The organism is Pseudomonas sp. 25 R 14 (genome assembly GCF_900004755.1).
Taxonomy (GTDB): Bacteria; Pseudomonadota; Gammaproteobacteria; order Pseudomonadales; family Pseudomonadaceae; genus Aquipseudomonas; species Aquipseudomonas brenneri.
Map to the genome: position 1 here is coordinate 365,943 of NZ_CVTS01000038.1, position 26,343 is coordinate 392,285.

Here is a 26,343-nt window from a genome sequence, read left to right on the forward strand (position 1 = left end):
GTGGACGACTCAATCGACTTGAAGCGGGTTCGCCACCTGGTCTATTTGAGCGAGGAGTTGCACTTTTCCCGTGCGGCAGCTCGCGCCCACCTCTCACAGACTGCATTCAGCCGCAGCATTCAATCGCTGGAGAGCGACCTGGGGGTGCGCTTGTTCGACCGGGACACACGCTCCGTCACCCTGACCGAGGCCGGAAAACAACTGATCGGACGCGCCCATGAGCTGCTCAGTTGTGCCAAGAGAATGCAGGCCCAGGCCAATGACCTGGCCGGGACCGAAGGCGGTGAATTGCGGTTTGGCGTAACGCCGATGGCCGCCAACCTCAACACCACAGACGTGCTGGTCAAGCTGCGTAAAAGCATTCCCCGGCTGGTGCTCAATGTTCAGGTCAACTTCTGGGAACACCTGTCCCATCAACTGGAAACCGACCAGCTGGAATTTGTCGTGGCCACATTGCGGGCCGACCAGCAATTCGATCCACGCTTTTCCATCACCCACCTGCCGCCGCAACCGGCGTCGATCTTTTGCCGCAGCGATCACCCCCTGGCACGGCAGGCACAACCGATTTCACGGGAGCAGATTCTCGATTACCCCTGGAGCGGCGTCGTGCCGTCAAACGAGGCGTCGCTATATGCCTTGTTCGACCTGACGCCCGGAACGCTGTTGCCCTGGACCCTGAGCTCCAACGATCTGAACCTGCTGCGTGAAACCACCTTGACCAGCGACTCGCTGCTCTTGACCTGGTGCTCCTGGCTTGCGCAGGACCTGCGTGAGGGTTTGCTGGTGGACCTGATGCCGTTCATCCAACCGGGCTGGCCAGCCGACTTGCTGACCATCAGAAACGCCGTGGTATGCCAGGCCGGGCGCACGCTGTCACCGATTGCCCAGCAGGCGGTGGACTCGATCATTGCCAATGCCCGTAGCCCGCTCCCATAGGAGTCAGGGCCTACCCAGCACCTTGCTGAAGCTTTGCGCCGCCGGTTGTAACCAGCGTGCCTGGACCAGCAGCGGGGTCACGGCGGCACCCGGTTCGATCTGCCCGTCCACCTGCAAGCGCCGTGGCTGCGCTTCGATCTGGAAATGATGCTCGCCAGCCAGTTGCAGGTCGGCCAACAGCCGCAGCCCATCCCGGCACTGTAGCGCTATCCGGGTGTTTCCCAGTTTGACCAGCCATGGACTCAACACGGCAAGGTCGTGCCCCAGCAACTCCCCTTCGGCTTTACGGCACCCCGCTCCAGCGCCATCGACCTGCAATCGCCCTTCCCAACGGCCGTCCAGCACGAACATCGGCGCCGGCAAGGCGCTGACCGCACGCGGTGCCAACTGCGCCTGCCAATTCCACGGCCAGCCCTGGACCGACAACGCCCAGATGCGTTGCTGAAAGCCCAGGTTCATCTGCGCCTTCCATGGACTGATGCGCCACTCCACCGGGCCCAGGGCACCGGCACGTGCCGCGCGGCCATTCCACACACTGCCCGTGACACCGCTGGGCTGCCAGCCCGTCGGCCACGACACCTGGCGAGCAACAAAGGCCGCGGGTAGCTCCAGCAGCAAGGTCAGGGCAAATACCCCAATGCCCCAGAGGATGACGGCGCGACTCATGGCCTGGCCGCCACTTCCAGACTGAAGGCATAGCCCTGGCCGATACCTTGCGTAAGGCTCCACTGCAAGGGCCGTCCGCCCTGTTCCTGCACGGTGCGCAGCAGGTATTGCAGGGCCTGGGGGCCGGGCAGTTCGCCTTGCAATTGCCAGCGATCGCCCTGTTGCTCGACCCGGGTCAACACCCATTGACGCGACACGGCCAGCGCCTGCCATTGCTCGTTGGAAAACGCTGCCGGCGGGACCAGCGCGCCGGCCTGTTGCGCCAACGCCTGCCACTGGCGCGCCTCCTGCCAGGCCGCCAGCAGCGGCCGTGCCAGCAACACCAGCAATAACAGCACGACCGTTGACCAACCGGCCAGCAGGCCATAACGACGCTTGGGCGGCAGTTGGTTGAAGTGGGTCAGGTACGCTTGCATCCGGGCTTTCATGGTTGTTCTCCCAAATCAAAACTCAGGAGCAGTTGCCCGCCAGCTCCTTGCGCCTCATCCATCCATTGGGCGCCAGCGACCTGGGCAATCGCCTGCCACTGCGCCGGCGCAGGCCGAGGGCCATTGCCGCGCAGGCCCAGGCGCCAATGCTTGCCGTCAAACGCCATGCTCATCACCGACCAGCCCGGTTGCTGTTGCAACCAGGCCGAGAGCGCCTGTTCCAGGGCGACGATTTTCTGCTGGCGCACCTGCCAGTCGATCGCCTCGCCCTGCACACGCGCCAACGCCACACGGGCCTGTTGCGGGTGCTTCGCAGGCCCGGCCAGCGCCGTGACCTGGGCTTTCCAGACGTCGATCTGGCGCAGGCTCTGCAGCAGATACACCGCGCCCCAACAGGCCGCCAACACCACACACCCCACCAGCAAGTGTCGCTGCAAGCGGTTCATTAACGGGGCCCGTTGCGCGCGGGCACGCGTCGGCCGTGTGCCCTCCAGCACACTGGGCAGTTGCTCCAGGCGCGCCAGGCGCGACGGCCAGTCGCCCTCAAGCGTCTGCGCGGGCAGTTCGCGCCAGGCCTGGGGCAAGCGCTCCCCCAACACCTGCGGCCAGACCAACCATTGCCGCGAGTGCGCCTTGAGGCACAGCGACAGTTCACACTGCCAACGCACGACATGCCCCGGCTCGGGCTGCGGCAATAACTGCAATTCGGCCCAACCGTGGGTGATCTGTACCCCCAGTAGCCCGCACTCGGCCAGCCAGTGCTGCACCTGTTCCCGTTGCATCACCAGCAACTCAAGTTGGCCGGCCTCCCGGGACAGGCAACTGACCAGCAGCTCTTCAGCCGGTTGCTGCGCATACTCTTCAAACAGCTGCGGCCACTCATGACGCTTGAGCCCTGGCGGCGCCGGCAGGCAGAAATGGCTGCAATCGAGCGCAGGAATAATCAACGCCCCCGGCAATTGCAGCAATGCAGGCGGTGGCGGCCAGGCGCCGCTGGCACACGCCTGTTGCGCGCGGTAGTGCAGCCACTGCCAACGGCCCTCGGCAGTGGCTGGCGGGCGCATCAGCAACCATTCCCGCGGCTTGGCCCGCAGACGCTCAAACATGCCGACGCTCCGACTCACGGCTGGGTATCGGGCAAGGTGAAGGTACAGACATAAGGGGCTCCATGATGCTCGAACTCGATCCGCACACCGCGATTGGGCTGGGCGGCAACAGTAGAAGGAAAGGCCAGCCAGCGCGTGCCCTGGTAAAAACTGAACGTGGCGCGCTCGACCGGCGCCAATGACTCCTTGCGCGCCCAGCGTGGCTTGTCGGCGGCGTACAGGTCGGCCGACACCCACAGCTCCAGACGCTGCTGGCGGGCATCGAACAGCAGGCGCTGGCGTTGTACCCGCGACGCACCGTCAGCCGGTGGCCATGCGGCCAGGGCCACCCACTGCAACTGCCCAAGAGCTGGCTGCCACTCCAGCCACGCCAGATCCAGGGGCAAGCGCTGTTCATACAATTGGCGCAGCACCAGGGCGTCGAAGCGACGCTCCAGGGCCATGCAGAATTCCAGGACCTGAGGTTCGCCACCGGGCTCCTCCAGACGCTCACGCACTTTGACCCAGCCATTGACCAAGGCCGCCAGCAACACCCCGACCACCGCCGTGAGGGCCATCGCCACCAACAATTCGATCAGGGTCAAGCCGCGCTGCGCGGCCTTCATGGGCGCACCAGAAACAGGCTGAACTGACCCAGCGGCTGGCGCTGCTCGGGATCGGCAAACAGCGTCAACTCACCACGACGCAAGCGATTGACCCCGGTATTGCCCAGGGTCAGTTGCCAATGACAGGTGGCGAGCCCCTGACGCAACTTACCACTCACCACATTGATCTGCGGCCAGTACTGCTCTACGCCAAAGCGCGTCTCCAGCTCCCGCGCACACAAACTGCCCAGGCGATGTTGCGCGACGGCCTGGTGGGTCGCGATGCGCTGGCGCAACAACTGGCTGACCATCACCGCCATCAGCGCGGCAATTCCCAGGGCAACCATGACTTCGAGCAAGGTAAAACCTCGTTGGCGCTTCATGGCAGGGTCGCAATATGCAGGGTGTTGTCGGCCTGCCATTGCCAGCGCTGACGGCCCTCGGCCCAACGCCAGGTCAGTGACACCGGACGTGCCAGACCCGAGGGCGTGAACATCACCTGAGGCTCGCTGGTTACCGGCCAATCAGGTTGCAAACCGACCGGCCAGGGCGCGCCGCGTGACGGTTCGACCTGCCACGCAGGCGCACCGGCCTGCCAGCGTACGAACTCCGGCTGCCGACCATTCCAGCGCAAGCCCAGTAGTTGCCCGGCATGCCGGGCCTGGGCGGCCTGGCTGCGTGCCTCGTTGGCCAACTGTGCCAGGGCCTGGCGCATCGGCGCCTGGCCGGCATCCAGGAAGGCCACGCCCAGAGCACTGAACAGACCAACGATCAACAAGACCACCAGCATTTCCAGGAGCGAAAACCCGCGACTGCGCTGCATGCCTAGAGGTCCCAGTTACCGATATCGGCGTCGGTGCCTTCGCCACCTTCCTGGCCATCGGCGCCCAGGGAAAAGATATCCACCCGACCGTGCTGCCCAGGGGTGCGGTAGCCATAGGCATTGCCCCACGGGTCCTGTGGCAGGCGCCGGATATAACCGTCGGCACGCCAACTGCGCGGCAGCGGTTCCAGGCTCGGCTTGCTGACCAGCGCCTGCAGGCCTTGCTCGGAGGTGGGGAAACGCAGGTTGTCGAGGCGGTACATATCCAGCGCTTGTTCCAGGGTCGCCAGGTCGGCCAGGGCCTTCTGGCGCATGGCTTTGTCCTGGCTGCCGAGCACACTGGGGGCGACCACGGCGATCAACAGGCCAATGATAAAAATCACCACCATGATTTCCATCAGGGTGAAACCGCGCTCGCGACGCTTGACGGCACGATGACCAGGCATGGCGTGCTTTTCCATTTCAAGTTCTCCATTTTCAGGTTGTCTGTTCAAAGGCTCAGGCCCTGGTTGAGCTGCATGATCGGCAACAGCACTGCCAGTACGATGAACAGCACCACCGCGCCCATCAGCAGAATCATCAGGGGCTCGAATAACGCCAGCAGCAGGTCGACCTGGCGCGCAAAACCACGTTCCTGGTTGTCGGCAACCCGCTCCAGCATGTCGGGCAAGGTGCCGCTGGCCTCGCCGCTGGCGACCATGTTCAGCAGCATCGGTGGGAAGTGACCGCTGGCACTGAGGGCGCGGAACAGGGTCACGCCGCCTTCGACCTGCTCACGCACGGTTTCCAGGGATTGATGAATCTGCCGGTTGCCGACCGTGGCGGTGGCGACCTCCAGGGATTCAAGCAACGGCACGCCACTGCCGAGCAAAATCGCCAGGCTGCGTGACACCCGTGCGCTTTCCAGCACCGACAACAGCACGCCAATGCGTGGCAGGCGCAAGGCCAGGCCGTCACGCCGCAAACGCCACAGAGGCCGGCGCAGTAAAACCCGCGCACCAAGCCCCAGCAGCAAGGCCAGCCCCAGCAGCCACGGGCCGAGCATCACCAGGCCCTCACTGGCGCCGATCAGCACCCGGGTAATCAGCGGCAGGCTTTGCCCGGTGTGGTTGAACTGCTCGGTGAGCTTGGGCACGACAAAGGTCATCAGGCCGATCACCACGGCCAGCGACACCAGGATCAGCACCGCCGGGTAAATCAATGCGGTGCGTGCCTTGTGCCGTTGTTTCTGCACTTGCTCAAGGTGTTCGGCCAGCCGCTCCAGCACCGGCGCCAGCTTGCCGGAGCGCTCCCCGGCCTCGACCAGCGCGCAATACAGCGTGTTGAACTGCCCGCCCTGGCGGCGCAGGCTCTGGGCCAGGCTCAAGCCTTCGCCAAGAGCTCCGCGCACCGCCACCAGCAAGTTGCGGATCGCCGGCTCCGCCAGCTGGCGCTCCAGGGTAGCCAGGGCATCCACCAACGGGATACCGGCACTCAAGAGCGTAGCCAACTGGCGGGTCAATTCGCACAACTGTCCATGGTTCAAACGTTGCCCGCGCGGGCTCGACAGACTCGCGCCCTGCACCTGCAGCTCACGGGCAAACAAGCCCTGCTCGCGCAGCAGTTGCCGGGCATGGCGCTCGCTTTCGGCCTGGATACTGGCTTTGCGGCAATTACCGCGCAGGTCCAGCGCCTGGTAGCGATAGGTCGGCATCAGTCACGCACCGCACGCAGGACCTGCTCCAGGCTGGTTTCGCCACGGCGCAGGCAGTCGGTGGCCATGGCGGTCAGGCTCTGGCGCTTGTCAGCCAGGTATTCGTGCATGGCCGCTTCGCTGGCACCGTCGTACAGCAAACTGATCAAGCCGGCATCCAGGGTGATGAATTCGTAGAGCCCGATCCGCCCGTTGTAGCCACTGCCCTGGCAGTCATCGCAGCCCTGGGGGTGAAAGCTCTGTTCGAGGGTTGCCAGCTCCGGCCACAGTTGACGCTCGGCGGCCTGCAATGGCGCAGGCGTTGCGCAATGGCACAAACGGCGCACCAGGCGCTGGGCCATGACGCCCTTGAGGCTGGAGGCGATCAGAAAGGGTTCGATGCCCATGTCACGCAAGCGGGTGACCGCGCCCACCGCACTGTTGGTGTGCAACGTCGACAACACCAAGTGCCCGGTGAGGCTGGCTTGCACGGCGATCTGCGCGGTCTCCTGATCGCGGATTTCGCCGAGCATGATCACGTCCGGGTCCTGGCGCAGGATTGCCCGCAGGCCGCTGGCAAAGGTCATGCCGGCACGGGGGTTGATCGCGGTCTGGCCGATGCCGGTAATCGCGTATTCCACCGGGTCTTCGACGGTAAGGATGTTGCACGAGCCATCGTTGAGTGCATTGAGGCTGGCATACAGCGTGGTGGTCTTGCCCGAGCCGGTGGGCCCGGTGCTCAGCAGAATCCCGTTGGGCCGTGACAGGCAGGCACGCAGGGCTTGCTCGACCTCGGCGGGCATGCCCAGGTTGGCCAGGTCCAATAGGTTTGCCTGCTTGTCGAGCACCCGCATCACCACGCGCTCGCCATGGATGCCGGGCAAGGTCGAGACGCGGATATCCACCTCGCGACCACCTGAACGCAGGGTGATCCGCCCATCCTGGGGCTGGCGTTTTTCGGCGATATCCAGGCGCGCCATGACCTTGATCCGCGACACCAGCATGGCCGACAAGGCCCGCGGCGGGCGCAGGATCTCGCGCAGATGGCCATCGACCCGCAAGCGCACCACCAGGCTCTGTTCGAAGGTTTCGATATGGATATCCGAGGCGCGCAGGCGCAGGCCTTCGGCGAACAAGCCGTTGATCAGGCGGATCACCGGCGCCTCGTTGTCACTCTCCAGCAAGTCTTCAATACGTGGCAGTTCGTTGATCAGGCTATCAAGATCGACCTGCTCGCCAATGCCCTCGATCAACGCCGCCGTGGCCGACTCGCCGGCCTGGTACAAGGCGCCCAGGCGCAGTTCGTATTGCGTCGGGTCAAGGTGCTCGACCGCCGTCGGCAGGCCGTGCACGCGCAAGACTTCCTGCAAGGCGTCGGTGTCGACATCCTCACGCAGGCACAAGGTCCAGCCCTGCGGGCCCGGCGCCCGTGCCAAACCCGCCTGGCGCGCCAGTCGATAAGGCAACAACGTACTCACCACACGCCCTCGTCCAGGCGTTCGCGGCTGGCCGGGAACAGGCGCAGCAAGGCGTTGTTATCGGAGATTGCGGGCAATGCCAGGTTGGAGTTGACCTTGAGGTTGCGGTACTTCTCGCTGCTCAGTTGGGCCAGGGTCTCGCCGTCGCGCATGATCCGCGGGCGGATAAATACCATCAGGTTCTGCTTGGTGCGCTGGCTGGCGTTGGAGCGGAACAGCCGCCCTACCCCCGGAATGTCGCCGAGCCACGGCACACGCTGGTCACTGTTCTTGGCCTCGTCGCCGATCAGCCCACCGAGCACCACCAGACCGTTGTCTTCGACCATGACCTTGGTCTTGATCTCGCGCTTGTTGGTGATCACATCGCTGGCGCCGGTGCTGTCGGCAATCGACGAGACTTCTTGCACGATGTCCAGGCGCACGGTGTTGTCGATATTGATCTGCGGCTTGATCCGCAGCTTGATCCCCACCTCCTTGCGCTCGATGGTCTGGTAGGGGTTGGTGTTGTTCTGCGTCACCGAGCCCGTTACAAAAGGCACTTCCTGGCCCACCAGGATCGACGCTTCGGCGTTGTCCAGGGTCAGCAGGGTCGGGGTCGAAAGCAGGTTAAAACCGCTTTCGCTTTTCAGTGCGTTGAGCAGCGCAAGGAAGTTCAGCCCGCCGCCGTTGAGCTTGCCAAAGCCTGCGGTCGCCCCTGGCACATTGGCCAACAGCTTGCCCAGGCCAGCCGTGTCGCCACTGGCAGCGGCCCCCGCCAGGCCGGCGATGCTCGTCCCGCCATTGGTAAAGTTCACCGCGCCGCCACCAAACGAGTCGCCCAAAAACAGCCATTGCACCCCCAGTTCCTGGGCGCGGGTATCGGAGACCTCGGCGATGATTGCCTCGACCACCACTTGGGCGCGGCGGATATCCAGTTGCTCGACGATGGTGCGGTAGGCGGCGATTTCGCTGTCCGGGCCGACCATCACCACCGCGTTGGTGCCCTCCTCCGATTCCATGCGAATCGCCGAGGCGCTGGCTGCGACCTGCTTCGGCGCACCCTCCACCGGTACCCCTTCGCCGCCGGCGCCGGGCGTGTCCTGGCTCAAGCCGCGCAATACCTTGACCACCTCAGCCGCATTGGCATGCCGTAGGTACATCACCACGGTGTTCGAAGGACGCAAGGCATTTTGCGGCTGATCCAATTGCTTGAGCAGCGCGCGCACCCGCTGGCGACTGTCGGCGCTACCACGCACCAGCAACGCATTGCTGCGCGGATCGGCGATCACCTGGGCGCTGTCGGCACCTTGCTCGCGGGCCAGCAGGCGGGTCACCAATTGCGCAGTGTCGTTGGCACTGGCGTTGGTCAGGGGCAGCACTTCCAGGGGTTCCTGGCTGACCTGATCGAGTTGCGACAACAGGCTGTCAATGCGGTCCAGGTTGCTGCGCCAGTCGGTGATCACCAGCAGGTTGGCTGCCGGGTATGGGCTGATCACCCCCACGCGCGGGTCGATCAGCGGCTTGATGATATTGAGTATCTGCTCACTGCCGGCATTGCGCACACTGAACACCCGGGTAGCCATGCCATCGTTGCCGTGCCCGGCCTGGCGCGTCGATTCCACCGGCACCGGCTCCAGGCGCGCAGCCTGGTCCGGCACGATCTTCACGCTGCCATTGGGCAGGTTGACGGCGGCGAAACCCTGGGCGCGCAACTGGGCAAGGAAGATGTCGTAGATCGCTTCGCTGCCAAGCATGTCGAGGCTGCGTACCGTGACCTTGCCCTTGACCCGAGGGTCGATAATGAAGGTGGTGTTGGTGATGCGCGATACGCTGTCGATAAAGTCCGTGAGTTCGGTGTCGATGAAGTTCACTTCATACAAGGCCGGCGCTTCTTCGGCGCGGGCCTGGGTCACGCTCAAGGCCAGGCACAACGCAGTCAGGCCCAGGCATTTATTGATCATGTGCATCTCGGTTCATTCCTTGCGCTTGAGGCCGATCACCGGTCGCTCAGTCGGCCATGGCAAGCGCTCGCGCTGCCCTTGATTGTCAAAAATCAGCCCGCGTTCATCGATGTCGTGCAAGACGATGCCAGGGGCCAGGCGCTGACCCAGGGTCAGCGTGCGTTCTTGTTGCTGGTAGCGCAGCACCAGCACTGTGGCGCGCAGCGGGCTGGCCTTGAGGCTGCCCAGATAATCGACCTTGAGCGTGGTCAATGGCAGGTCGTCGCTGGGCGCCTGGCGTGGTGTCCAGTGGCTGTTCAAGAGGTCGGCCACCGGCGCCGATGCCGGGTATGGCACGACCGGCTGCGCCAGCCCATGCCACAGTTGCAGTACGCATTGCGCCGCCAACCAGGCACACAGCGTGACCAGCAGCAGGCTGAACAGGCTGCCTGCCCGGCTCAACTGACCACACTCCGTGGATGCCATCCCGGATGCCCCTGCACGTAGCGCACTTCGGGCAGCTGCAAGGGCGCCAGTTGCCAATCCGCCGGCTGCTCGCGCAACCAGCCTTCAAGGTGTTGCCACAGCGGTTGCCCGGCATCGGCGGCAAAGCCCAGGCCAAAGGTGCGGCAGGTGCCGACCGGCTCGGCAAACTCACTGACCCGTTTGCCGCCAGGGCTATAGGTGACCTGCCAGGGCTGGCCGAGCCAGCGCGGCAAGTCCTGGCTGTTATCCAGCAGCAATGGCTCGCCAAACAGTTGCTCGGCGCCGTTCTCCAGGACCTGGCGCACTTGCTGTGCTGGAACATCGACTACCGGCGCCGGGTAACTGGCGCTGAGGCTGATCAAGTGTTCGCGGGTGATCATCTGGCCGCGCGCCAGGGGACTGTCGTAGCGCAGGCCCGGTAGCAACACCGCGCTCTTGGGCTCGCGGGCCAGGGCCTGGTGCAACAGGCGATCCCAACTGCCGGCGCGCACATCACGGCGCCAGAGGTTTTCCGGAGCCTTGGCCAGGGGTTGGTCGAGCCAGGCGGCATGCGCTGCGCGCTGTTGTTGCAGGCGAGGTTGCAGGCGCTGGGCGTGGGCCTGGGCGGTAGCGTCCAACGCGCTGGCCTGAGCCGGAAAAAAGCGCGCATCAAAACGCCATTGCCCCGCCTGGGCCTGACAGCGGATGCGGAAGGCGCCGCTGGCCCGGGTCCCGCCCAGCACCACCGGCACCCGCTTGCCGGAGCTTTGCAGGATTTCCACCGGTTGCGGCCACAAATCCTGGCCACGGGCACACAGCACCAGATCCACCTGGCTCAGGCGTTCAGCCAGCCAGAACCCCGGCCCGGTACCGACGTCGGCCAGGGCCACCACCAGGTCGGCTTCTTCGCGGGCCTGAGTGAGCACCGGTTGCAGGCTGTGCAACCATTGCTTCAAGGACGCTTGCTGGTCCCGTGCATAAGGGTCGGTAATGCCGACCACAGCAATGCGCACGCCGCCACGGCGGAACACCTGCATGCCCGGAGTGGCCAGGCGTTGCGCACTGTTGCTGGCCAGCCCGGCGCCGAGCACCGGATGGCCGAATTGCTGGTACAGGCCCTGGCATTGTTCGGGCCACAACACGCGCTCATCGCTGCTGACCCGCACTTCACTGCCCAGCAACTGGCTGCCCTGGACCCCGGACAGGCCACGGGTCAGGTAGGCCAGGCCGCTGCCGTTCCAGCACTGGCCGTTTTCCAGAGTCAGGCTATTCTCATGCCCCGCTTCATCGCGCAGGCGTTGCAGCACGGCACCGAGTACCGCATAGCCACCGGTTTGCACGCTGTCACTTAAGGAAGCATCCAGCAGGCCATCCAACTGGCTGCCATCGGCTTGGCGAAATCGCGCATTGGCCCCGGTGATCCACGGTGCCTGGCCGATGCGTGTGGCTGGCCCCAGGCGCGTGGCCGGCACCACCGGGCGGCCCGGCAGGCGTGCATCGAGGGTGTCGGCGATATACAGCAGGTCGACCGGCTGACTGTCGGCCGGCCCCGCCTTGCTCAAACTGGAGCAACCGGCCAGCCAAGGCGCACATGCACCCAGTGTCATCCATCCCAATACATCGCGCCGCACCATTGAAAGCATTATTCCCTCACCCTGAAGCACACTCTTATAGGGGCCGCATAGTGGGGGGCAATTAATGACGCTTTGATGTCAGTTTTTTAACAGGAGTGAAATGTGTCGCCCTGCAACAAAAGGAAATAAAAGAAATACACTTAAATACATTTTTAACAAAACCGACCGCGAATCATCACATTCGACTCTTAGAGTTCGGGCTCCTTTCAAAATAACCGTGATCTACAAAGGACCTGATGAAATGAGTCGAGAGACTGGCGACAACCAGAATCGCAACCTGAGCCTCAATGAGCCGATGGAATCGGTACTCACTGCCTACCTGAGCCGCCGCAGTGTGGTGCGTGGCGGGCTCGGCGCCGCGATCGCCATGATTGCCGGTACTGGCCTGACCGGCTGTTTTGACAGCGGTGGCGGTTCAGACAACGACACGCCTACCCAGCCGCCAAAACCTGCGCTGAAGCTGGGCTTCAATTCGATCCCAGGTTCCCTCACCGATGCCTGCACCGTGGCTGCCGGCTACACCGCACACGTCCTGGCGCCGTGGGGCACGCCGCTGAACAGCAACGCAGCCCCGTGGAAAAGCGACGGCAGCAACACCTCCACCGACCAGGCCAACTCGGTAGGCATGCACCACGACGGCATGCATTTCTTCCCTATCAATGGCAGCTCCACCGACGGCCTGCTGGCCATCAACCATGAATACATCGACGCACAAGCCCTGCACCCGGCGGGCCCGACCCTGGTCGGCGGCGTTCGTCCGGTTGAAGAAGTGCGCAAAGAGATCAACGCCCACGGCGCTGGCGTAATGCGCATCACCAAGGTCAATGGCCGCTGGCAGGTGATGGAAAACGACCCGTTGAACCGTCGTTTCACCACTGCCACCGTCATGGACCTGGCGGGCCCGATGAAAGGCACCGATCACGTCAAGACCAAGTTCTCCACCACCGGCACCCAGACCCGCGGCACCAACAACAACTGCGGTAACGGCTACACCCCGTGGGGCACCTACCTGACCTGCGAAGAGAACTGGCCGGGGATTTTCGTCAACAAAAGTGGCGCCCGTCCGGCAGACCAGGTGCGCATCGGCGTGGGCACCGGCAATGGTAACTATCGCTGGGAATCGGTGGCTGGCGACCCGAGCGAAGTGAACGGCGAGTTCAGCCGCTTCAACGTGACCCCAAGCGGCGCCACCGCGACCGACGATTACCGCAACGAAGCCAGCACCTATGGCTACATCGTCGAGATCGACCCGTACAACGCTTCGACCCGCGCCGTGAAGCGCACCGCCCTGGGTCGTTTCCGCCACGAAGGTTGCTGGCCTGGCCTGACCACCGCCGGCAAGCCAGTGGTGTTCTACAGCGGCGACGATTCGCAGAACGAGTACCTGTACAAGTTCGTCTCCACCGCCCTGTGGGACCCGGCCGATGCCAACCCCAGCGATCGCCTGGCGACCGGTGCCAAGTACATGGACAGCGGCAAGCTCTACGTGGCGCGCTTCAACGCCGATGGCAGTGGTAACTGGTTGCTGCTGGACGTGACCACAAGCACCACCGACGGCAGCACCCTGGGCGCGAAATTCACCAACCTGCCGGGGATCATCCTCAACACCCGCGGCGCAGCCGATGCTGTAGGTGCCACGCCGATGGACCGTCCGGAGTGGACCTCGGTCAACCCGCTCAATGGCGACGTCTACCTGACGCTCACCAACAACACCAGCCGTACGGTGGCCAACCCTGCCAACCCGCGTGTGAACAACAAACACGGGCACATCATTCGTTGGCATGACGCCGATAACCAGGTGTCGTTCACCTGGGACATCTTCGTGTTTGGCGCCAACGCTGCTGGCAGCCCGGACCTCAACCGCTCCGGCCTGACCACTCTGAACCAGTTCGCCAGCCCGGACGGCATGACCTTCGACAGCCGTGGCGTGATGTGGATCCAGACTGACAACGGCGAAAAGACCCTGACCGACTACACCAACGACCAGATGCTGGTGGTGATCCCCACCAATATGGTCGATGCCCAGGGCAAGCAAGTGCCGGTCAATGCCCAGAACCAGGCCGACCTGCGACGTTTCTTCGTCGGGCCCAATGGTTCTGAAGTGACGGGGGTGACCTTTACCCCGGATAACAAGACGGTGTTCGTCAACATCCAGCACCCGGAAAACTGGCCATCGACCACGGTCGCCACTGACGTTACGGTTGGGACTGTACGCCCACGTGCATCCACGGTGGTGATCCAGCGTGCCGATGGGGGCGACTTGGCGATCTGATGAGGATGCAGGCGTCGGCTTGCCGGCGCCTGCAGCACTGTCTTTGTGGGAGTTCGATTCAACAGAGAATTTTGGGCACAGCACAAACCAAATGTGGGGGCTGGCTTGCCTGCGATGACGGCCTGCCAGCCACCAGAGGTAGTGGCTGAACCACCGCTATCGCGGGCAAGCCCGCTCCTACACTGTTTGTGGATACTTTGATCCCACGAGCACTCTATAACGGCATCGGTTCCCGCGAGCGCAGCAGCATGCCTTGCGCCGGTACCCGTGCGTGCCACTTCACCACACCCTGGGCTTCGACACGGTATTGGCTGCGAAAGCGTTGGCCATCCAGGTCAACCTCCAGTTGCAACAGGAAATGGTCACCGTTGAGCTGCAAACCTTCACTCAGCCGCTCAAACATCGCGTCATCCATCGCCCCCAGGGCCTGGCGCAGTTCACCCGCATCACGATAGCCCCCTGCCGGGCGCGCGCTGACCAGCCGGGTCAGCACCGACCGCGAGACCTCTCCCTCATACAACGCATCCAGCAGCGCCAGCATCTCCAGGTTCAGCGCATTGGCGTTCAGGCGCCAGCCTGCGGTCTCGTCCAGGCTGCATAACTGCGGGTAGCGCACGGCCCGGAGTGCGTCGGGAAGCGCCAGCAGGTTCAGCTCGCTGATATCGCGCATCCTTTGATTGGCCGCCAGGCGCGGTGGCGATTGACGCAAGTATTCGTTACTTTCTGCACCTTGCAGGCGGGTCTGCTGGTCGGCGTCGAGCCAGTCGGCCAGGGTCTGGGCCAGGCGTTCGGCAGCCATGTCGGCTCCCAGCAAATGCACCAACTGGCGCTGGGCGCGCTCGGCTTCGGGGCCGATCAGGGCGTTGACGTTGAAGCAGGTGTGCAGGTCGCGAATCCGGATGCTCGCCTTGCCCCCCTTGAAGTCGTAACTCAACGGCTGCCCGCGCATGGCCTGCCAGAACATCGGGCTGGCGCGCCACAGCGGGTCCTGCAGGGCCTGTTCGGTAAAGGCCAGCGCCGCCCGCTCGATCGCCCGCGCCTGCACACGTTGCTGCACCAGACGCACGCTGTCGACCTGCTGGCGCCCCTGTTCGACCATCCAGGCCATACCGCCCGCCAGCATGGCCAGGGCCACCAGCACCATCAACAACGCCGCCCCCTGCTGCCGTTTTTTGTCCATGACCCAACCACCTTTTATGTAGAACCTGGCGACAGTCAACACAGTGGATGTTTCAACCAAGTGGCAGGCTCACACAATTCCCGCAAAAACGTCACAGCTGCGTCATAAAGCCTCGGCACACTGCGCCTTCATATTTCAAATCAATGGCTTGGAGTGTCGGTATGGGTGGTATAGGGATTTGGCAACTGGTCATCGTGCTGCTGATCGTGGTCATGCTGTTCGGCACCCGGCGCCTCAAGGGCCTGGGCAGCGATGTGGGCGAGGCAATCAAGGGATTTCGCTCCTCCATGGGCAACGAATCCGCTGCCCAGGCGAGCGCAGAAAAGGCCAGCCTTGAGGTGCAAGCCGAGCCTCAACGACCCGCAGACAGCAAACACTGATGTTCGATATCGGGTTTAGCGAACTGTTGCTGGTGGGCCTGGTGGCGCTGCTGGTGCTGGGCCCCGAGCGCCTGCCGATTGCCGCGCGCAATGCCGGGTTGTGGCTGGGCCGGGCCAAGCGGGCGATGAATACGCTCAAGGCCCAGGTCACCCAGGAACTGGACCACGAACACTTGCTGCAGGGCATCGATCAGCAGCCATTGCGGCAACTGGAGCAGCAACTGCGCGACGGCATCCGCCTGGACGCTGCGCCGCAGCCAGAAATCCCCCCTTCTCCAGGACAACCTGCCCCATGAGCGACCTGCCCTTGTCTGCCCCGCGCCTGTCGGTGACCGGCCACCTGACCCGGTTGCGCTCGCGCCTGGTGCGCTGCGTCCTGGCGATCCTCCTGGTGTTTTGCGCCCTGTTTCCCTTTGCCCAGACGCTGTACAGCTTCGTCTCGCAACCGCTGCGCGATTTCTTGCCCAGCGGCGCAACGATGATCGCCACTGGGGTGACTTCTCCGTTTCTGGCACCGCTCAAGCTGACCATGATGATCGCCCTGTTCATCAGCATGCCGCTGTTGCTGCACCAGGCCTGGGGCATGATCGCGCCGGCGGTGTACCGCCAGGAACGACGCACCGCCGCCTGGTTGCTGGCCGCCAGCGTGGTGCTGTTTTACGCCGGCATGGCGTTTGCGTTTTTCCTGGTATTCCCGATGATGTTCGGCTTCTTTACCAGCGTAACCCCGGACGGCGTGGCGATGATGACCGATATCGCCCTGTACCTGGATTTCATCCTCGCGCTGTTACTGGCGTTCGGCCTGGCGTTTGAAATACCGGTGGCGACCTTCCTGGTGATCTGGGCCGGTATCACGGATGTGCAGACCCTGCAGAAAAGCCGACCGTATGTAATCGTCGGCTGCTTTGTGGTCGGCATGCTGCTGACCCCGCCCGATGTGTTTTCGCAAACCATGCTGGCGGTGCCGATGTGGATTCTGTTCGAGCTGGGGCTGCTGGCCAGTCGGTCGGTGAGCAAATCGCGTACCGAGGCAGCTTAAGACAGTTTGCTCGGGGCCAGGGAAGTACTGCGCCCACCCTGCTTGAGCAGGGACGGATTGATGCCAAACTGCTTGCGAAAAGCCGTAGCAAAGTGGCTGGCATTGGCATAGCCCAGATCCGACGCCACGCGCATCACCGATTCGTCCCCTTCCAGTAGCCGGCTGCGGGCTTGAGTCATGCGCGCTTGCTGGAACACCCCGTAGACACTGTTGAGGAACAACTGCCGGAACCCGCGCGTCAGTTTGGGCTGGCTCAGACCGGATTCACGGGCCAGCTCAGACAGGCTGGGCGCTTTGCCCAGGTCTGCCAGCAAGCGCTCGCGAGCATGCTGAAGGCGTTGGCGATCGATGGGGCTCAGGCGACAGGCGCAGTCCACGCTGCGCCGTGCTTCCAGGAACAGGCTGACCAAGGTCACGCTCTGGCCATACAGCCACAGGCTACTGCGCGGCTGGCCAGGCGCGTACGTCAGGGCATTGGACAATTGGTGGGCGGTGGCGCTCATTTCACCGCTGCGGTGTCCATCGAGAAAGCAATGATCGCAGGCCAGCGCGTTATACAGGGTCGGGTCGATTTCCAGTTCCCACTGGGTCAACAATTCGGGATGGATCATCACCGTAATATTGTCTATCTCACCCTGCTGGTGATACAGGCCGTTGCGACTGCGCCCATAGCTGATGCTGCCGGTACCCTGGTCAATGACATAGCGGCGCTGCCGCCGACCATCGCGAAAGCTGCAAGAGGCCTTGCCCTTGAGCAGGTTGGTAAAGCTGAAGTGGATGCGCTCGCTGTCGTCATGCAGAGGCATCTCCACTGGCTGCTCGAAAGTACTTTGCCAACGCACGATATCCAGCCCGCCCTGCAAGGTCACTCGGGTGACCCGGCACTGGGAGCCCGGGCCGAAATCGCCCCCGTAGCCATCGGCAATAATCCGCGAGACCGGCATGAACGCCCGCCCCTGCTCCTCAACGGCTGACATCTTGGATCTCCTTGCTGACCGGATACGGCTCGAATCAGACCACATTGGGGTAGATGAGCGCAATTGATAATCACTAGCATCTATCGCGCTGCAGTTACGCCCTTAGCCGCCGTCGCCCACCGCGACGCGCACTGCCCCAAACCTCAGTCAAGGTCCCATCATGTCTGCACGACGCCACTCGACGACTCACCGTCGATCACCGCACATTTGTTATACTATAACAGCTCTGCTCAGTTGCACACTCACTCATTCAGCCTTTGCCGATACAGCCGTCCAACCGCTGCAACTGCCGGTTTCAACCGTCACCGCGCGGATGGAGCAGGAGGATCCCAAGGAGGTGCCGATCAGCCTGAGCGTGATCAGCGGTGAGCAGTTGCGCACCCAGCGCCTCAATACCCTGGAAAGCGCCCTGCGCAACACGTCCGGGGTCAGCGTGAACTCCTCTGGCGGTCCGAATGATTTCAACGTGCTGATCCGTGGTGTGGGCTCGCTGTACCAGATGTCGATGGATGACAGCTCGGTGGCGTTCAATATCGATGGCGTGCCGGTATCGTCGCGCAGCCTGGGTTTCGAAACCCTGGATGTGGAGCGCATCGAAGTCCTCAAGGGGCCACAGGGCACCTTGTCCGGGGCAATTGGCCAGGCCGGCGCCGTGAATATCACCACACGCCAGCCGACCCGTGAACGGGAAGGTTATGTGCGCGGCGAAGTCGGCCAGCAAGGCCAGTTCCTCACTGAGGGCGCCGTGGGCGGGCCTCTGACGGAAAACCTCAGCGGCCGCCTCGCAGTACGCCGTGCGGGTTACGACAGCTGGATCGACAACGACCAGACCCACCACCCCCAGACCAAACCCCGCAACGAAGCATACCGAGGCAGCCTGCTGTGGGATCTCAACGATGACACCCACGTGCTGTTCAGCGCCGAGCGGCAAAAGTCCAAGCGCGCCACCAACTCCCTGGTGCTGCGCCCGTACGGTAGCGACCCGAGCCTGGACCTCACCCCCGGCCTGTTCGACGACAACTACAAGACCACCGAGCGCTACGCGATCAAGGTCGAGCATGACTTCGCCAACAGCCGCCTGACCTCCACCAGTTCCACTTCAACCGCCGATTTCGAAGGCCTGATCGCCTATGACAGCAAACTGATGGGCGCGCTCTACGGCACCCCCAGCGAGTTCTGGGTGGTCGACAAATCCTTTGAGCGCAGTTGGAGCCAGGACGTACACCTGAGCTCCCTGCCCGACTCGCAGGTGTTCTGGGTCACGGGGCTGGCCGCCACACGCAGCGAGCGTACCTACGACACCCCGCGCAATACCTACGGCACCTCAGGCGCCAAGTTCCGCGACTTCACCACAACCACCTATGCCGGCTACGGCGAAGTCACCTTCCCCCTGACCGAGCAGCTGAAACTGACCACCGGCTACCGCCATTCCTGGGACCGCAAGACCTATGACGGCGAGTACTTCTCGGGCAGCGACTCGGTCAACGACTCACGCAGGCTGACGGACAATTACGGCACCGGTCGCGCTGCCCTGAGCTATGCGATCACCCCGCAAACCAACGTTTATGTGCAATTGGCGCGCGGTTACAAGTCCGGTGGGTTCAATGACTATGCATCGCAGGTCAGCGACAGCGAACCCTACAAGGCCGCCGTCAGCAAAGCTGCGGAACTGGGCTTCAAGAGTGAAACCGACGACCGCCGTGGCCGCCTCAATGGCGCATTGTTCTTCACCCGCGTGCACGACGACCATCTGCTGGGGTACGACGCTGCAACCTTCGCCACCAATGCGTTCAATGCCGACACCCGCACCCGCGGCGCCGAACTGGAAGGCAGCTGGCGCTTCGACTACGGCCTGAGCGTGGCCGCCAGTGCCACCTACCTCGACGCGAAAATCACCAGCGCGGTGAAGGGCATCCAGGCCGGTGACGTCGCCGCTGGCAACCGGACCCCGGATGTACCGCGCTGGAGTGGCAACTTCAACGTCGCCTGGGAGCATCCATTGGGCAGTTTCGCCGGTCTGGGTGAAACCACCCTCAACACCAGCCTCAACTACCACCTTGTGGGCGAGCGAGCGGCAGATCCGCAGAACCATTTCAACCTGGATAACTACGAGAAACTCGACCTGCGCGCCGGCCTGCATAGCAAGTTCGGCGAGGTGTATGCCTATGCCGACAACCTGCTGAACCAGACGTACGACACCTATGGGTTCTACAGTGATCCGGTAGCCTATGGCGCACCCGCGCGACGCCGTACCCTGGGCGTCGGCTACACCTATCAGTTCTGACGTGAAGGGGGAGCAGGTTGATTGGTGAATCAATCCCCTTGTAGGCGCTGGCTTGCCAGCGTCTATAAGGTTTGTTGGCCAAGCCTCTATCAGAACGAATAGCTGTAGCCCACCCCCGCCGAGCGCCCTCTGCCTGGCATCCCGGTCAACACCTGGGCCGTGGAATAGGCACCATACAAGTCATAGCGCGCATCCAGCAGGTTATCGCCCCACAGGTAGACTTCCGAGCCGCCGCTTTCCAGGCCCAGGTGCAGGTCCAGCTTGGCGTAGCCCTTGAGGTCATAGTGGTTCTGCGGGTCTGCCGGGCGGTTTTTCTGCAGGCGGTAATTGAGCAATGTATTGAGACGGGGCGCCGGTAATCCCAGCAGGTCAGGCAGATCCTTGTGCCAAGCCACACTGAAGTTACCGCTCCACAGCGGCACGTCTGGTACCCGACTGCCTGCCACCACGTCACCGCCAGAAACACCCCGGGCATCGGAGGTCACGAGCGCATTGGTGTAGCTCACGGCACTGCCCAGGGTCAATTGGTCAGTGACGTGCCAGGTGCTCGACAGCTCTGCGCCCTTGCTGCGGGTGTCGGCATTCACCGCACTGACGGCCACGGTCTTGAAGTCATACCCCAGCAAGTGGTCATCGCGCACCCGCGTGAAGAACAGCGCCCCCTCCAGGCTCAACGCACCGCCCTCGCTTTCGTGCTTGAACCCCATTTCGGCCGCACTGACCTTGGCTGCCTTGTACGGCTCGCTGTCCGTGACCGAGGTCGCGTAATCATTGAAGCCGGCAGACTTGTAGCCACGGGAAAGTACGGCATAGAGATTGGTCTGCGGCGTCAGCGCATAGGCCAGTGCCACGCGCCCGGTGCTGTAGTTGTCTTGCAGTTGGCGGCTGTCGCTGGCCCGATTGCCTGCGCTCGTATATTCGCCACCGTAGGTCTTGCGATCCCAGGTGTGGCGCAGGCCGGTGGTGATTTTCCAGTCCTCGGCAATCGGGAAGGTGATCTCGCCATACGCCGCGTAGCTGTTGGTAGTGAACTCACGTTGCTGAAGCGCGCCGTTGGTGAAGTTGTTCGAGTCGAAATTGCGCTCGGAACGGGAAAGATTGACCCCACTTACCCAGAACACCTCGGCCTCTGGCAGCGAGCCCAGGCGCAGGTCCTGGCTCCAGACCCGTTCGTGGGCCGAGTCCTCAATAAGGTATTCGAAGGGTGAACCGTACAGTGCACGGGTGATGTTGCGGTCATAACCCTTGACTGCATTGAAGTCGGTGCTGGTGTAGGCGCTGATCGAGGTGATCCGAGCTTGCGCCAGATCGTGATTGAGTTCAAAGGAATAGCGCTCGTTGGTTTTCTGGTTGCCGTCAAATACGCCAGGCGTGTAGTCCAGGCGCGGGCTGTCGCCAAAGGGCCGCAGCATTTCCAGGCCGACGTAGTGCTCGGCGCGCTGGCGCTCGGCAACCAGCAACCCGGTGGTGCCGGCGTCGTTGTCCCACAGCAGGCTGCCACGCAAGGCCAGGTCCCGTGGCGCGGTCAGCGGATCGCGGTCCTGCTGGTCGTCGACCCAGTTATCGAAGCCGCTGCGACGCACCGCAACGCGCCCGGCCAGGGTCTCGGTCAAGGGGCCGCCTACCGCGCCTTCGGTCATGAACTGGCCTTGCTGGCCGACTTCACCGCGCACATAGCCTTCTACCTCACGGGTGGGTTTGCGGGTGGTGACGTTGATCGCCCCGGCCTCGCTGTTGCGCCCCAGCAAAGTGCCCTGGGGCCCCTTGAGCACTTCCACCTGCTGCACATCGAGGGAAGCCATGGCCGCATTGCGCACCGACATCGGCACGCCATCGACGTTCAGCACCACCGAGCCGTCATCCATACTCATCTGGTTCAGCGAACCGACCCCGCGAATACGCACATTGGCGTCATTCGCACCGCCCCAGGAATTGACGTCGACGCCCGGGGTGCCGCGCAATGCGTCTTCAAGCGTGCGCAGGCGCCGGGTTTGCAGGGTTTGCCCGTCGATCACCGAGAGGCCGAAGGGAATGTCCCTAGCGCTTTCCTGGTTCAATCGCGCACTGACGGTCACCGGCGCCAGCTCCAGGGCCTGTGAGTCGGACTGGTAGTCGGCAGCAAACGCGCTGCACGCCTGGCTGGACAAGGCCAGCGCCAGGGCTTGGGTAAGGACGTTGGCGCGCCAACCCTGCGGGTGGCGTAACGGTTTGAGTAGCCACTGATCAAGCATGCAAAACTCCAGGCAGATAAGAGAGGGACAGGTTCATTGCGGCGTGCCCCAGCGCTGACGCGCCTGGGCGATCACCGGATCCGAGGGCGCACCCAGCAGCCCTTGGATCGATGGCGGCCATCCCTGGCCTGTACGGATTTGTGCCGTCATGTCCAGCAGTTGCGCAGCGCTCTGGCTGGCAACCCAATCGAGACTGGCCAGCGCCGCATAAGGCGCGGCCCAGCCCTGCTGCCGGGCGCTGGCCAGGGTGCCGATCGGCTCGCCATCGCTGGCGAGGGCGCGGGTCAGGTCATCAGCCTTGAGCCCGATCAATGCCGCACGGGCATCGGGGCCATCAACTTCGCCGACACACAGCAAACCCAGCGCTGCGGCCACACCTTGGCTCAGCCACACGTGACCCGGTTGCTCGCGCAGGTCGCTGGCGCTGAGCAGCCGCTGGCGGGCCAACAGTTCGGCGATATGGGCGCGTCGTGCCCAGCGCCCGACACCGGTTGGCGCCACGTCCCAGTCCGGGGTCTGGGCCAGCAACAGGTGACCGTTACTCAGTCGACTGGCCCCCATGCCGCTGGGCCATTGGCTCACGTCGCTGACCGGTGGGCTTGCGCCCAGATGCTGCGCAATACAGGCAGACATGGCGGTGAGGTCCTCACGCACCTCGCGGGCGGTCGCTTGGCGACTGGCATCGGCCAGCACCCGGACACCGTCCAGTTCATGGGTCACGGTTGCTGAGGACAGGGCATAAGCGAAGTCCAGCGGCTGTTTACTGCGGCCACTGAGGGAGTAACCCTGGGCGTCGATGGTCCAGTGCCAGGCCCCGGCCGGTGCAACGGCTTGCGCAGCCACCGCCGCCCCCTCGGGCAGCGCGGGTGCGGTAGCGGACAAGCCGGCTGCCAGACGCTCTACTGGCGCACGCAAGCCACGTTCCGGGTCCAGGCCCAGGCGCGGCACCACCCGTCGCGCTTCCAACCATAACGCCCGAGGACTCAGCCAGATACCCTCGCCCTCGCTCGACCAACCGGTGGCATTCAGGGTCCAGTGCAAGGTCACCTGGCAACCGCTCGACGCACAAGCGCCCAGGGCCAGCCGCAGATGATCATGGGCTTGCTCAACCACCACCGACTGGTCCATCACCCTGGCGCCCGTCACCTGCAGACCCGCCGGCAACTCGGCATCCAGATGGCCATTGGCAGCAGTCACGCCCTCCAGGGTCCACTGCCCTAGCACCTGGCGTTGGGCACTGTCGATCTGCAACTGCAATTGCCCGCCGGCCACCTGGAAGGCACCGGCGCCGGCCAGCCAGCGCTGCTCCCAGGCGGCGCTGTCCGCACGCGCCTGGGTGGCGGTCTGATAATCGCCCCGCTCCACCAACTGGCGGTGCAACACGTTACCGCTGCCCAACATCACCAGCACACCCACTGTCAGCAACACACCGGGTACACCGCGCACTCGCGTACTCAGGTCGGCAAGACGTCGGCTCTCCGGCCCTCGGGGCACGGCCAGGGCCGCCAGTGCGACCAGCACCAGGCACACCGCAAGCTTCCAACTGGCCAGTGTGCCGAGATAGGCCAGCCACGGGGCCCAGCCGGTCAGCGCCGAGAGCGCCATGTGGCCCGGGATCGCCATTTCATACGCGGGGTAACTCACCAGTCCCAGTTCGTGATTGAGCACCAGGAAAAACGTCAGCAACATCGACGTGGCGTATGCCAGGCCGGACCGCCGAATCAGCGCATGCACCAGCACCGTCAGCATCGCCAACTCCAGCAATGGCGGGGCAAACACCAACAGCGAGTAGATCAGCGCAAACCCCGGCGCCAGGCTGGCAGGCGCGACGACAGCGCTGATCAGCAGGCTGGCGACGCCAGGCACCACAGCCAGCGAAAGGGTGGCGAGCAACACACACAGCACCTGACCGAACGTACGCAGCCACACCGGCGCCGGTGTGGCTTGCAGCATCGCCCCCAGCCCCTGCACATCATCACGCCGGCAGATCAGGCCGACCAGCGCCGCCACCATAAAGGCAATCACCAGGAACAGCGCGCTGGCCAGCAGCGGCAACGTCAAGTCAGCGCGCGGCACCATCGGCCCATGGGCATGCCACACCCCATGCACAAGACCGCTGAGCACGCCCATCACCACCAGCATCCCGAGCGCCAGCCACCAGACCTTGCGCGCAAAGACCTGGCGTATCTGCCAGCAGGTTTCGCGCCATAACGCGCGCGGCCAGTGGCTGACCAGCAAAGGGCCAGGCAAGCGCACATCCTGTGCCAGTTGCATCGGCGGCTCTGCCAACACCGCACCGCTACGTCGGCCCATCAGGCTCTGGCGCGTGGCACGGGCCAGGGACCAGGCCAACAGCAGCAGCGGCAGCACACACCACAGGCCCCGGTTGAGCCAGAACCCCGGTGTGAGGTCCAGCAGTGCCTGGGATTTCTGCGCTGCGGTCCAGGTTTCCACCTGGGCCTGGGCGAAGGTAAACAGGGACGGATCGAGACTGGCCGCCAGCAGCGGGTTGATATGCCCACCCTTGAGCACCACCACCGCGAACATCCACAGCAGCATCAACCCCGTGGCCAGGGCAAACGGCGCGGCTAGGCCCCGGCTGCGCAGCGCCAACAGGTAATACAGGGCGCCCACGCCGGTACTGACCGGCAACAGCAGCGCGACCCAGGCAAAGCCCAGCGCCGACCAGGCCGGCGCACCGATACTCGCCACCGGCACCCAACCCAACCAGCCGAGGATCGGGCTCAGCAGGAAGCCGACAATCAGTGAACTGGCCAGCAAGCCTGCGACCACCGCAGCGCCGATAAACCGTCCCCATAACAACGCCGGCAGCGATACCGGCAGCGCCAGCAACACTTCCTCCAACTGCGCCTTGCGATCACGCAGGGCCGGCTGGGCAAACACCCAGGCCCAGGCGAAAAACAGGAAAAACATACACCCGCAGGCCATCAGGTAGATCAGGCTCGGGGCATTGCGCGGGATGTCGCTGGCGCCCATTTTCTGCACATAGTCGGCGTTGGTCAGGGACATCAGCAGGTAGCCGGCCAGGCCCAAAAATACCAGCAAGGGAATACCGCTGCGCAGCCCGGCGCGCACTTCCACCCAGGCTTCACGCATCATCAGGGCGAAGGTACTCATGCGTCGGCCGCCTCACCGGCCTGGGCCAGCGCCAGGTAATAGATATCTTCCAGGCGCGGTGCGTGGGGCATGAAGCGTGGATCGGCAGGCCGCTCACCATACACAATCACCCGACTGCCCTCGGGGCTAGCCGCCACATGCAAGGCCGGCGGCAAGGCTTCGCCGCGCCCGAACGACGCCACCCACAGGCGTCCCTGCTCCGCACTGAGCAACGCCTGCGGGCTGCCTTCCACCAGAATCTGCCCGCCAGCCAACACCGCGAGGCGGCTGCACAGGTTTTCGACATCTTCGACAATATGGGTCGACAGCAACACAATCGATTCGGCGGCCACATCCGCCAACACCCGATGGAAACGATTGCGCTCCGCCGGATCGAGGCCCGCCGTAGGCTCATCGACAATCAGCAAGCGTGGCGAACCCACCAACGCCATGGCGATGCCAAAGCGGCGCAGCATGCCCCCCGAATAGGTAGCCAGCGCGCGGTGCGCGGCATCCTGCAGGTTGACCTTGGCCAACAGGCCTTCGATTTCTGCGCGGCGTTGGCGGCTGTCGGTACGGCCCTTGAGCCAGGCAAAGCGGTCCAGCAGGTCACGTGCGCTGACGCCCGGATATGCCCCCAATTGCTGCGGCAGGTAGCCCAGGCGTCGACGCAGATGATCGGAGTCGGCCAACACATCCACGCCATCCAGATAAATGCTACCGGCGTCGGGTTGCTGCAAGGTCGCCAAGGTGCGCATCAGGCTGCTTTTACCGGCGCCATTGGGGCCGAGCAACCCGTACATCCCGGGGCCGACACTCAAGTCCACACCACGCAGCGCTTGCACACCGTTGTTGTAGCGCTTGTGCAGGCCGCGCACCTGCAAACCCGAATCGACTGACATCTGCAACTCCATGGGCAAACGCGCCGATCCAGGGAGAGCAGGTCTGCCGGATAGCGCTTATTTGAGAATGATTGCCCTTGAGAGGCACAGCCCGGGACGGTAGCCACGCACGCGAGCGCCCTCTACCCGATTCAAGTCAATTTCCAACCGTATCGCGCAACTTCCGACGCCTGCGGCCTGGCGCTGCAACGCTCAACCCGTGGCCAACATGCGGATACGAGGGGCAATCGACTCGATACGGGTAGCCGCC

Annotated in this window: 23 protein-coding genes; 6 read left to right on the forward strand and 17 right to left on the reverse strand. The window is 63.8% G+C overall.

Annotation, left to right across the window (positions count from 1 at the left end; translation table 11 throughout):
* A complete protein-coding gene (locus BFQ03_RS11510; RefSeq protein WP_065943131.1) occupies positions 1-936 on the forward strand; it encodes a LysR family transcriptional regulator in 936 nt (311 codons plus the stop codon).
* A 3-nt stretch (positions 937-939) separates the two neighbouring features.
* Here BFQ03_RS11510 and gspN read toward each other — a convergent pair whose 3' ends face one another.
* From gspN to BFQ03_RS11570, 12 genes are read right to left on the reverse strand one after another with little or no spacing between them, the layout of a single operon-like run.
* Positions 940-1,602 (reverse strand): type II secretion system protein N, encoded by a 663-nt coding sequence (gene gspN, locus BFQ03_RS11515; RefSeq protein ID WP_065943132.1) that lies wholly within the window; start codon positions 1,600-1,602, stop codon positions 940-942.
* The gene (gene gspM, locus BFQ03_RS11520; RefSeq protein ID WP_082445625.1) at positions 1,599-2,030 is read right to left on the reverse strand and encodes a type II secretion system protein GspM; all 432 of its coding nucleotides are present in this window, start codon (positions 2,028-2,030) and stop codon (positions 1,599-1,601) included. The genes gspN and gspM overlap by 4 nt, the downstream gene beginning before the upstream one ends.
* Positions 2,027-3,136 carry a GspL/Epsl periplasmic domain-containing protein gene (locus BFQ03_RS11525; protein WP_032861368.1) on the reverse strand — a complete coding sequence of 370 codons (1,110 nt, stop codon included), beginning with the start codon at positions 3,134-3,136 and terminating at the stop codon, positions 2,027-2,029. Before BFQ03_RS11525 ends, gspM begins: the two co-directional genes overlap by 4 nt.
* A 14-nt stretch (positions 3,137-3,150) precedes the next feature.
* Positions 3,151-3,741 (reverse strand): PulJ/GspJ family protein, encoded by a 591-nt coding sequence (locus BFQ03_RS11530; protein WP_032861369.1) that lies wholly within the window; start codon positions 3,739-3,741, stop codon positions 3,151-3,153.
* Positions 3,738-4,103 carry a type II secretion system protein gene (locus tag BFQ03_RS11535; protein ID WP_065943133.1) on the reverse strand — a complete coding sequence of 122 codons (366 nt, stop codon included), beginning with the start codon at positions 4,101-4,103 and terminating at the stop codon, positions 3,738-3,740. Before BFQ03_RS11535 ends, BFQ03_RS11530 begins: the two co-directional genes overlap by 4 nt.
* Positions 4,100-4,543: a type II secretion system minor pseudopilin GspH gene (gene gspH, locus BFQ03_RS11540; RefSeq protein WP_065943134.1), complete on the reverse strand. Its 444-nt coding sequence runs from the start codon at positions 4,541-4,543 to the stop codon at positions 4,100-4,102. Before gspH ends, BFQ03_RS11535 begins: the two co-directional genes overlap by 4 nt.
* A gap of 2 nt (positions 4,544-4,545) precedes the next feature.
* A complete protein-coding gene (gene gspG / locus BFQ03_RS11545) occupies positions 4,546-4,989 on the reverse strand; it encodes a type II secretion system major pseudopilin GspG (protein WP_032861457.1) in 444 nt (147 codons plus the stop codon).
* A 44-nt stretch (positions 4,990-5,033) separates the two neighbouring features.
* Positions 5,034-6,236 carry a type II secretion system inner membrane protein GspF gene (gene gspF, locus BFQ03_RS11550; RefSeq protein ID WP_065943135.1) on the reverse strand — a complete coding sequence of 401 codons (1,203 nt, stop codon included), beginning with the start codon at positions 6,234-6,236 and terminating at the stop codon, positions 5,034-5,036.
* A complete protein-coding gene (locus BFQ03_RS11555) occupies positions 6,236-7,684 on the reverse strand; it encodes a GspE/PulE family protein (RefSeq protein WP_082445632.1) in 1,449 nt (482 codons plus the stop codon). The genes gspF and BFQ03_RS11555 overlap by 1 nt, the downstream gene beginning before the upstream one ends.
* 5 nt (positions 7,685-7,689) lie before the next feature.
* A complete protein-coding gene (gene gspD / locus BFQ03_RS11560; RefSeq protein WP_065943136.1) occupies positions 7,690-9,639 on the reverse strand; it encodes a type II secretion system secretin GspD in 1,950 nt (649 codons plus the stop codon).
* Positions 9,640-9,645: 6 nt separating this feature from the next.
* The gene (locus tag BFQ03_RS11565; RefSeq protein ID WP_065943137.1) at positions 9,646-10,098 is read right to left on the reverse strand and encodes a hypothetical protein; all 453 of its coding nucleotides are present in this window, start codon (positions 10,096-10,098) and stop codon (positions 9,646-9,648) included.
* Entirely contained in the window at positions 10,071-11,723 is a 1,653-nt protein-coding gene (locus BFQ03_RS11570; RefSeq protein WP_090293164.1) for a bifunctional UDP-sugar hydrolase/5'-nucleotidase, read from the reverse strand. The genes BFQ03_RS11565 and BFQ03_RS11570 overlap by 28 nt, the downstream gene beginning before the upstream one ends.
* Positions 11,724-11,952: 229 nt before the next feature.
* On the opposite strand from BFQ03_RS11570, the gene BFQ03_RS11575 reads away from it, so the two are divergent.
* On the forward strand, positions 11,953-13,983 hold the full coding sequence (locus tag BFQ03_RS11575) for a PhoX family protein (RefSeq protein ID WP_065943139.1): 2,031 nt from the start codon (positions 11,953-11,955) through the stop codon (positions 13,981-13,983).
* A 214-nt stretch (positions 13,984-14,197) separates the two neighbouring features.
* Here the strand turns inward: BFQ03_RS11575 and gspK are convergent, their stop codons facing one another.
* Entirely contained in the window at positions 14,198-15,163 is a 966-nt protein-coding gene (gene gspK / locus BFQ03_RS11580; RefSeq protein WP_065943140.1) for a type II secretion system minor pseudopilin GspK, read from the reverse strand.
* Between the two features lie 161 nt (positions 15,164-15,324).
* On the opposite strand from gspK, the gene tatA reads away from it, so the two are divergent.
* The 3 genes from tatA to tatC are packed head-to-tail and all read left to right on the forward strand — an operon-like array spanning position 15,325 to position 16,582.
* Positions 15,325-15,543 carry a twin-arginine translocase TatA/TatE family subunit gene (tatA, locus tag BFQ03_RS11585; protein WP_032861381.1) on the forward strand — a complete coding sequence of 73 codons (219 nt, stop codon included), beginning with the start codon at positions 15,325-15,327 and terminating at the stop codon, positions 15,541-15,543.
* Positions 15,543-15,839, forward strand: a complete 297-nt coding sequence (gene tatB / locus BFQ03_RS11590; protein WP_065943141.1) for a Sec-independent protein translocase protein TatB — start codon at positions 15,543-15,545, stop codon at positions 15,837-15,839. The genes tatA and tatB overlap by 1 nt, the downstream gene beginning before the upstream one ends.
* Positions 15,836-16,582 (forward strand): twin-arginine translocase subunit TatC, encoded by a 747-nt coding sequence (tatC, locus tag BFQ03_RS11595; RefSeq protein WP_032861385.1) that lies wholly within the window; start codon positions 15,836-15,838, stop codon positions 16,580-16,582. The genes tatB and tatC overlap by 4 nt, the downstream gene beginning before the upstream one ends.
* Here tatC and BFQ03_RS11600 read toward each other — a convergent pair.
* Complete coding sequence (locus BFQ03_RS11600) at positions 16,579-17,559, reverse strand: helix-turn-helix transcriptional regulator (protein WP_050593397.1); 981 nt, start codon at positions 17,557-17,559, stop codon at positions 16,579-16,581. The two genes, tatC and BFQ03_RS11600, sit on opposite strands and share 4 nt — an antisense overlap.
* A 337-nt stretch (positions 17,560-17,896) precedes the next feature.
* On the opposite strand from BFQ03_RS11600, the gene BFQ03_RS11605 reads away from it, so the two are divergent.
* The gene (locus tag BFQ03_RS11605; protein WP_229689193.1) at positions 17,897-19,843 is read left to right on the forward strand and encodes a TonB-dependent receptor; all 1,947 of its coding nucleotides are present in this window, start codon (positions 17,897-17,899) and stop codon (positions 19,841-19,843) included.
* Between the two features lie 89 nt (positions 19,844-19,932).
* On the opposite strand, the gene BFQ03_RS11610 is transcribed toward BFQ03_RS11605, so the two are convergent.
* The 3 genes from BFQ03_RS11610 to BFQ03_RS11620 are packed head-to-tail and all read right to left on the reverse strand — an operon-like array spanning position 19,933 to position 26,093.
* Entirely contained in the window at positions 19,933-22,074 is a 2,142-nt protein-coding gene (locus BFQ03_RS11610; RefSeq protein WP_065943142.1) for a TonB-dependent receptor, read from the reverse strand.
* Positions 22,075-22,107: 33 nt separating this feature from the next.
* Complete coding sequence (locus BFQ03_RS11615) at positions 22,108-25,212, reverse strand: ABC-2 transporter permease (protein ID WP_065943143.1); 3,105 nt, start codon at positions 25,210-25,212, stop codon at positions 22,108-22,110.
* The gene (locus BFQ03_RS11620) at positions 25,209-26,093 is read right to left on the reverse strand and encodes an ABC transporter ATP-binding protein (protein ID WP_032861392.1); all 885 of its coding nucleotides are present in this window, start codon (positions 26,091-26,093) and stop codon (positions 25,209-25,211) included. Before BFQ03_RS11620 ends, BFQ03_RS11615 begins: the two co-directional genes overlap by 4 nt.
* Between the last annotated feature and the right edge of the window lie 250 nt (positions 26,094-26,343).

What these genes read in the sequence shown, in the direction of transcription:
- gspN (WP_065943132.1), bottom strand. Translation starts at nt 1,602, where the DNA reads ATGAGTCGCGCCGTCATCCTCTGGGGCATTGGGGTATTTGCCCTGACC.
- gspM (WP_082445625.1), bottom strand. Translation starts at nt 2,030, where the DNA reads ATGAAAGCCCGGATGCAAGCGTACCTGACCCACTTCAACCAACTGCCG.
- BFQ03_RS11525 (WP_032861368.1), bottom strand. Translation starts at nt 3,136, where the DNA reads ATGTTTGAGCGTCTGCGGGCCAAGCCGCGGGAATGGTTGCTGATGCGC.
- BFQ03_RS11530 (WP_032861369.1), bottom strand. Translation starts at nt 3,741, where the DNA reads ATGAAGGCCGCGCAGCGCGGCTTGACCCTGATCGAATTGTTGGTGGCG.
- BFQ03_RS11535 (WP_065943133.1), bottom strand. Translation starts at nt 4,103, where the DNA reads ATGAAGCGCCAACGAGGTTTTACCTTGCTCGAAGTCATGGTTGCCCTG.
- gspH (WP_065943134.1), bottom strand. Translation starts at nt 4,543, where the DNA reads ATGCAGCGCAGTCGCGGGTTTTCGCTCCTGGAAATGCTGGTGGTCTTG.
- gspG (WP_032861457.1), bottom strand. Translation starts at nt 4,989, where the DNA reads ATGCCTGGTCATCGTGCCGTCAAGCGTCGCGAGCGCGGTTTCACCCTG.
- gspF (WP_065943135.1), bottom strand. Translation starts at nt 6,236, where the DNA reads ATGCCGACCTATCGCTACCAGGCGCTGGACCTGCGCGGTAATTGCCGC.
- gspD (WP_065943136.1), bottom strand. Translation starts at nt 9,639, where the DNA reads ATGCACATGATCAATAAATGCCTGGGCCTGACTGCGTTGTGCCTGGCC.
- BFQ03_RS11565 (WP_065943137.1), bottom strand. Translation starts at nt 10,098, where the DNA reads ATGGCATCCACGGAGTGTGGTCAGTTGAGCCGGGCAGGCAGCCTGTTC.
- BFQ03_RS11575 (WP_065943139.1), top strand. Translation starts at nt 11,953, where the DNA reads ATGAGTCGAGAGACTGGCGACAACCAGAATCGCAACCTGAGCCTCAAT.
- gspK (WP_065943140.1), bottom strand. Translation starts at nt 15,163, where the DNA reads ATGGACAAAAAACGGCAGCAGGGGGCGGCGTTGTTGATGGTGCTGGTG.
- tatA (WP_032861381.1), top strand. Translation starts at nt 15,325, where the DNA reads ATGGGTGGTATAGGGATTTGGCAACTGGTCATCGTGCTGCTGATCGTG.
- tatB (WP_065943141.1), top strand. Translation starts at nt 15,543, where the DNA reads ATGTTCGATATCGGGTTTAGCGAACTGTTGCTGGTGGGCCTGGTGGCG.
- tatC (WP_032861385.1), top strand. Translation starts at nt 15,836, where the DNA reads ATGAGCGACCTGCCCTTGTCTGCCCCGCGCCTGTCGGTGACCGGCCAC.
- BFQ03_RS11600 (WP_050593397.1), bottom strand. Translation starts at nt 17,559, where the DNA reads ATGTCAGCCGTTGAGGAGCAGGGGCGGGCGTTCATGCCGGTCTCGCGG.
- BFQ03_RS11610 (WP_065943142.1), bottom strand. Translation starts at nt 22,074, where the DNA reads ATGCTTGATCAGTGGCTACTCAAACCGTTACGCCACCCGCAGGGTTGG.
- BFQ03_RS11615 (WP_065943143.1), bottom strand. Translation starts at nt 25,212, where the DNA reads ATGAGTACCTTCGCCCTGATGATGCGTGAAGCCTGGGTGGAAGTGCGC.
- BFQ03_RS11620 (WP_032861392.1), bottom strand. Translation starts at nt 26,093, where the DNA reads ATGTCAGTCGATTCGGGTTTGCAGGTGCGCGGCCTGCACAAGCGCTAC.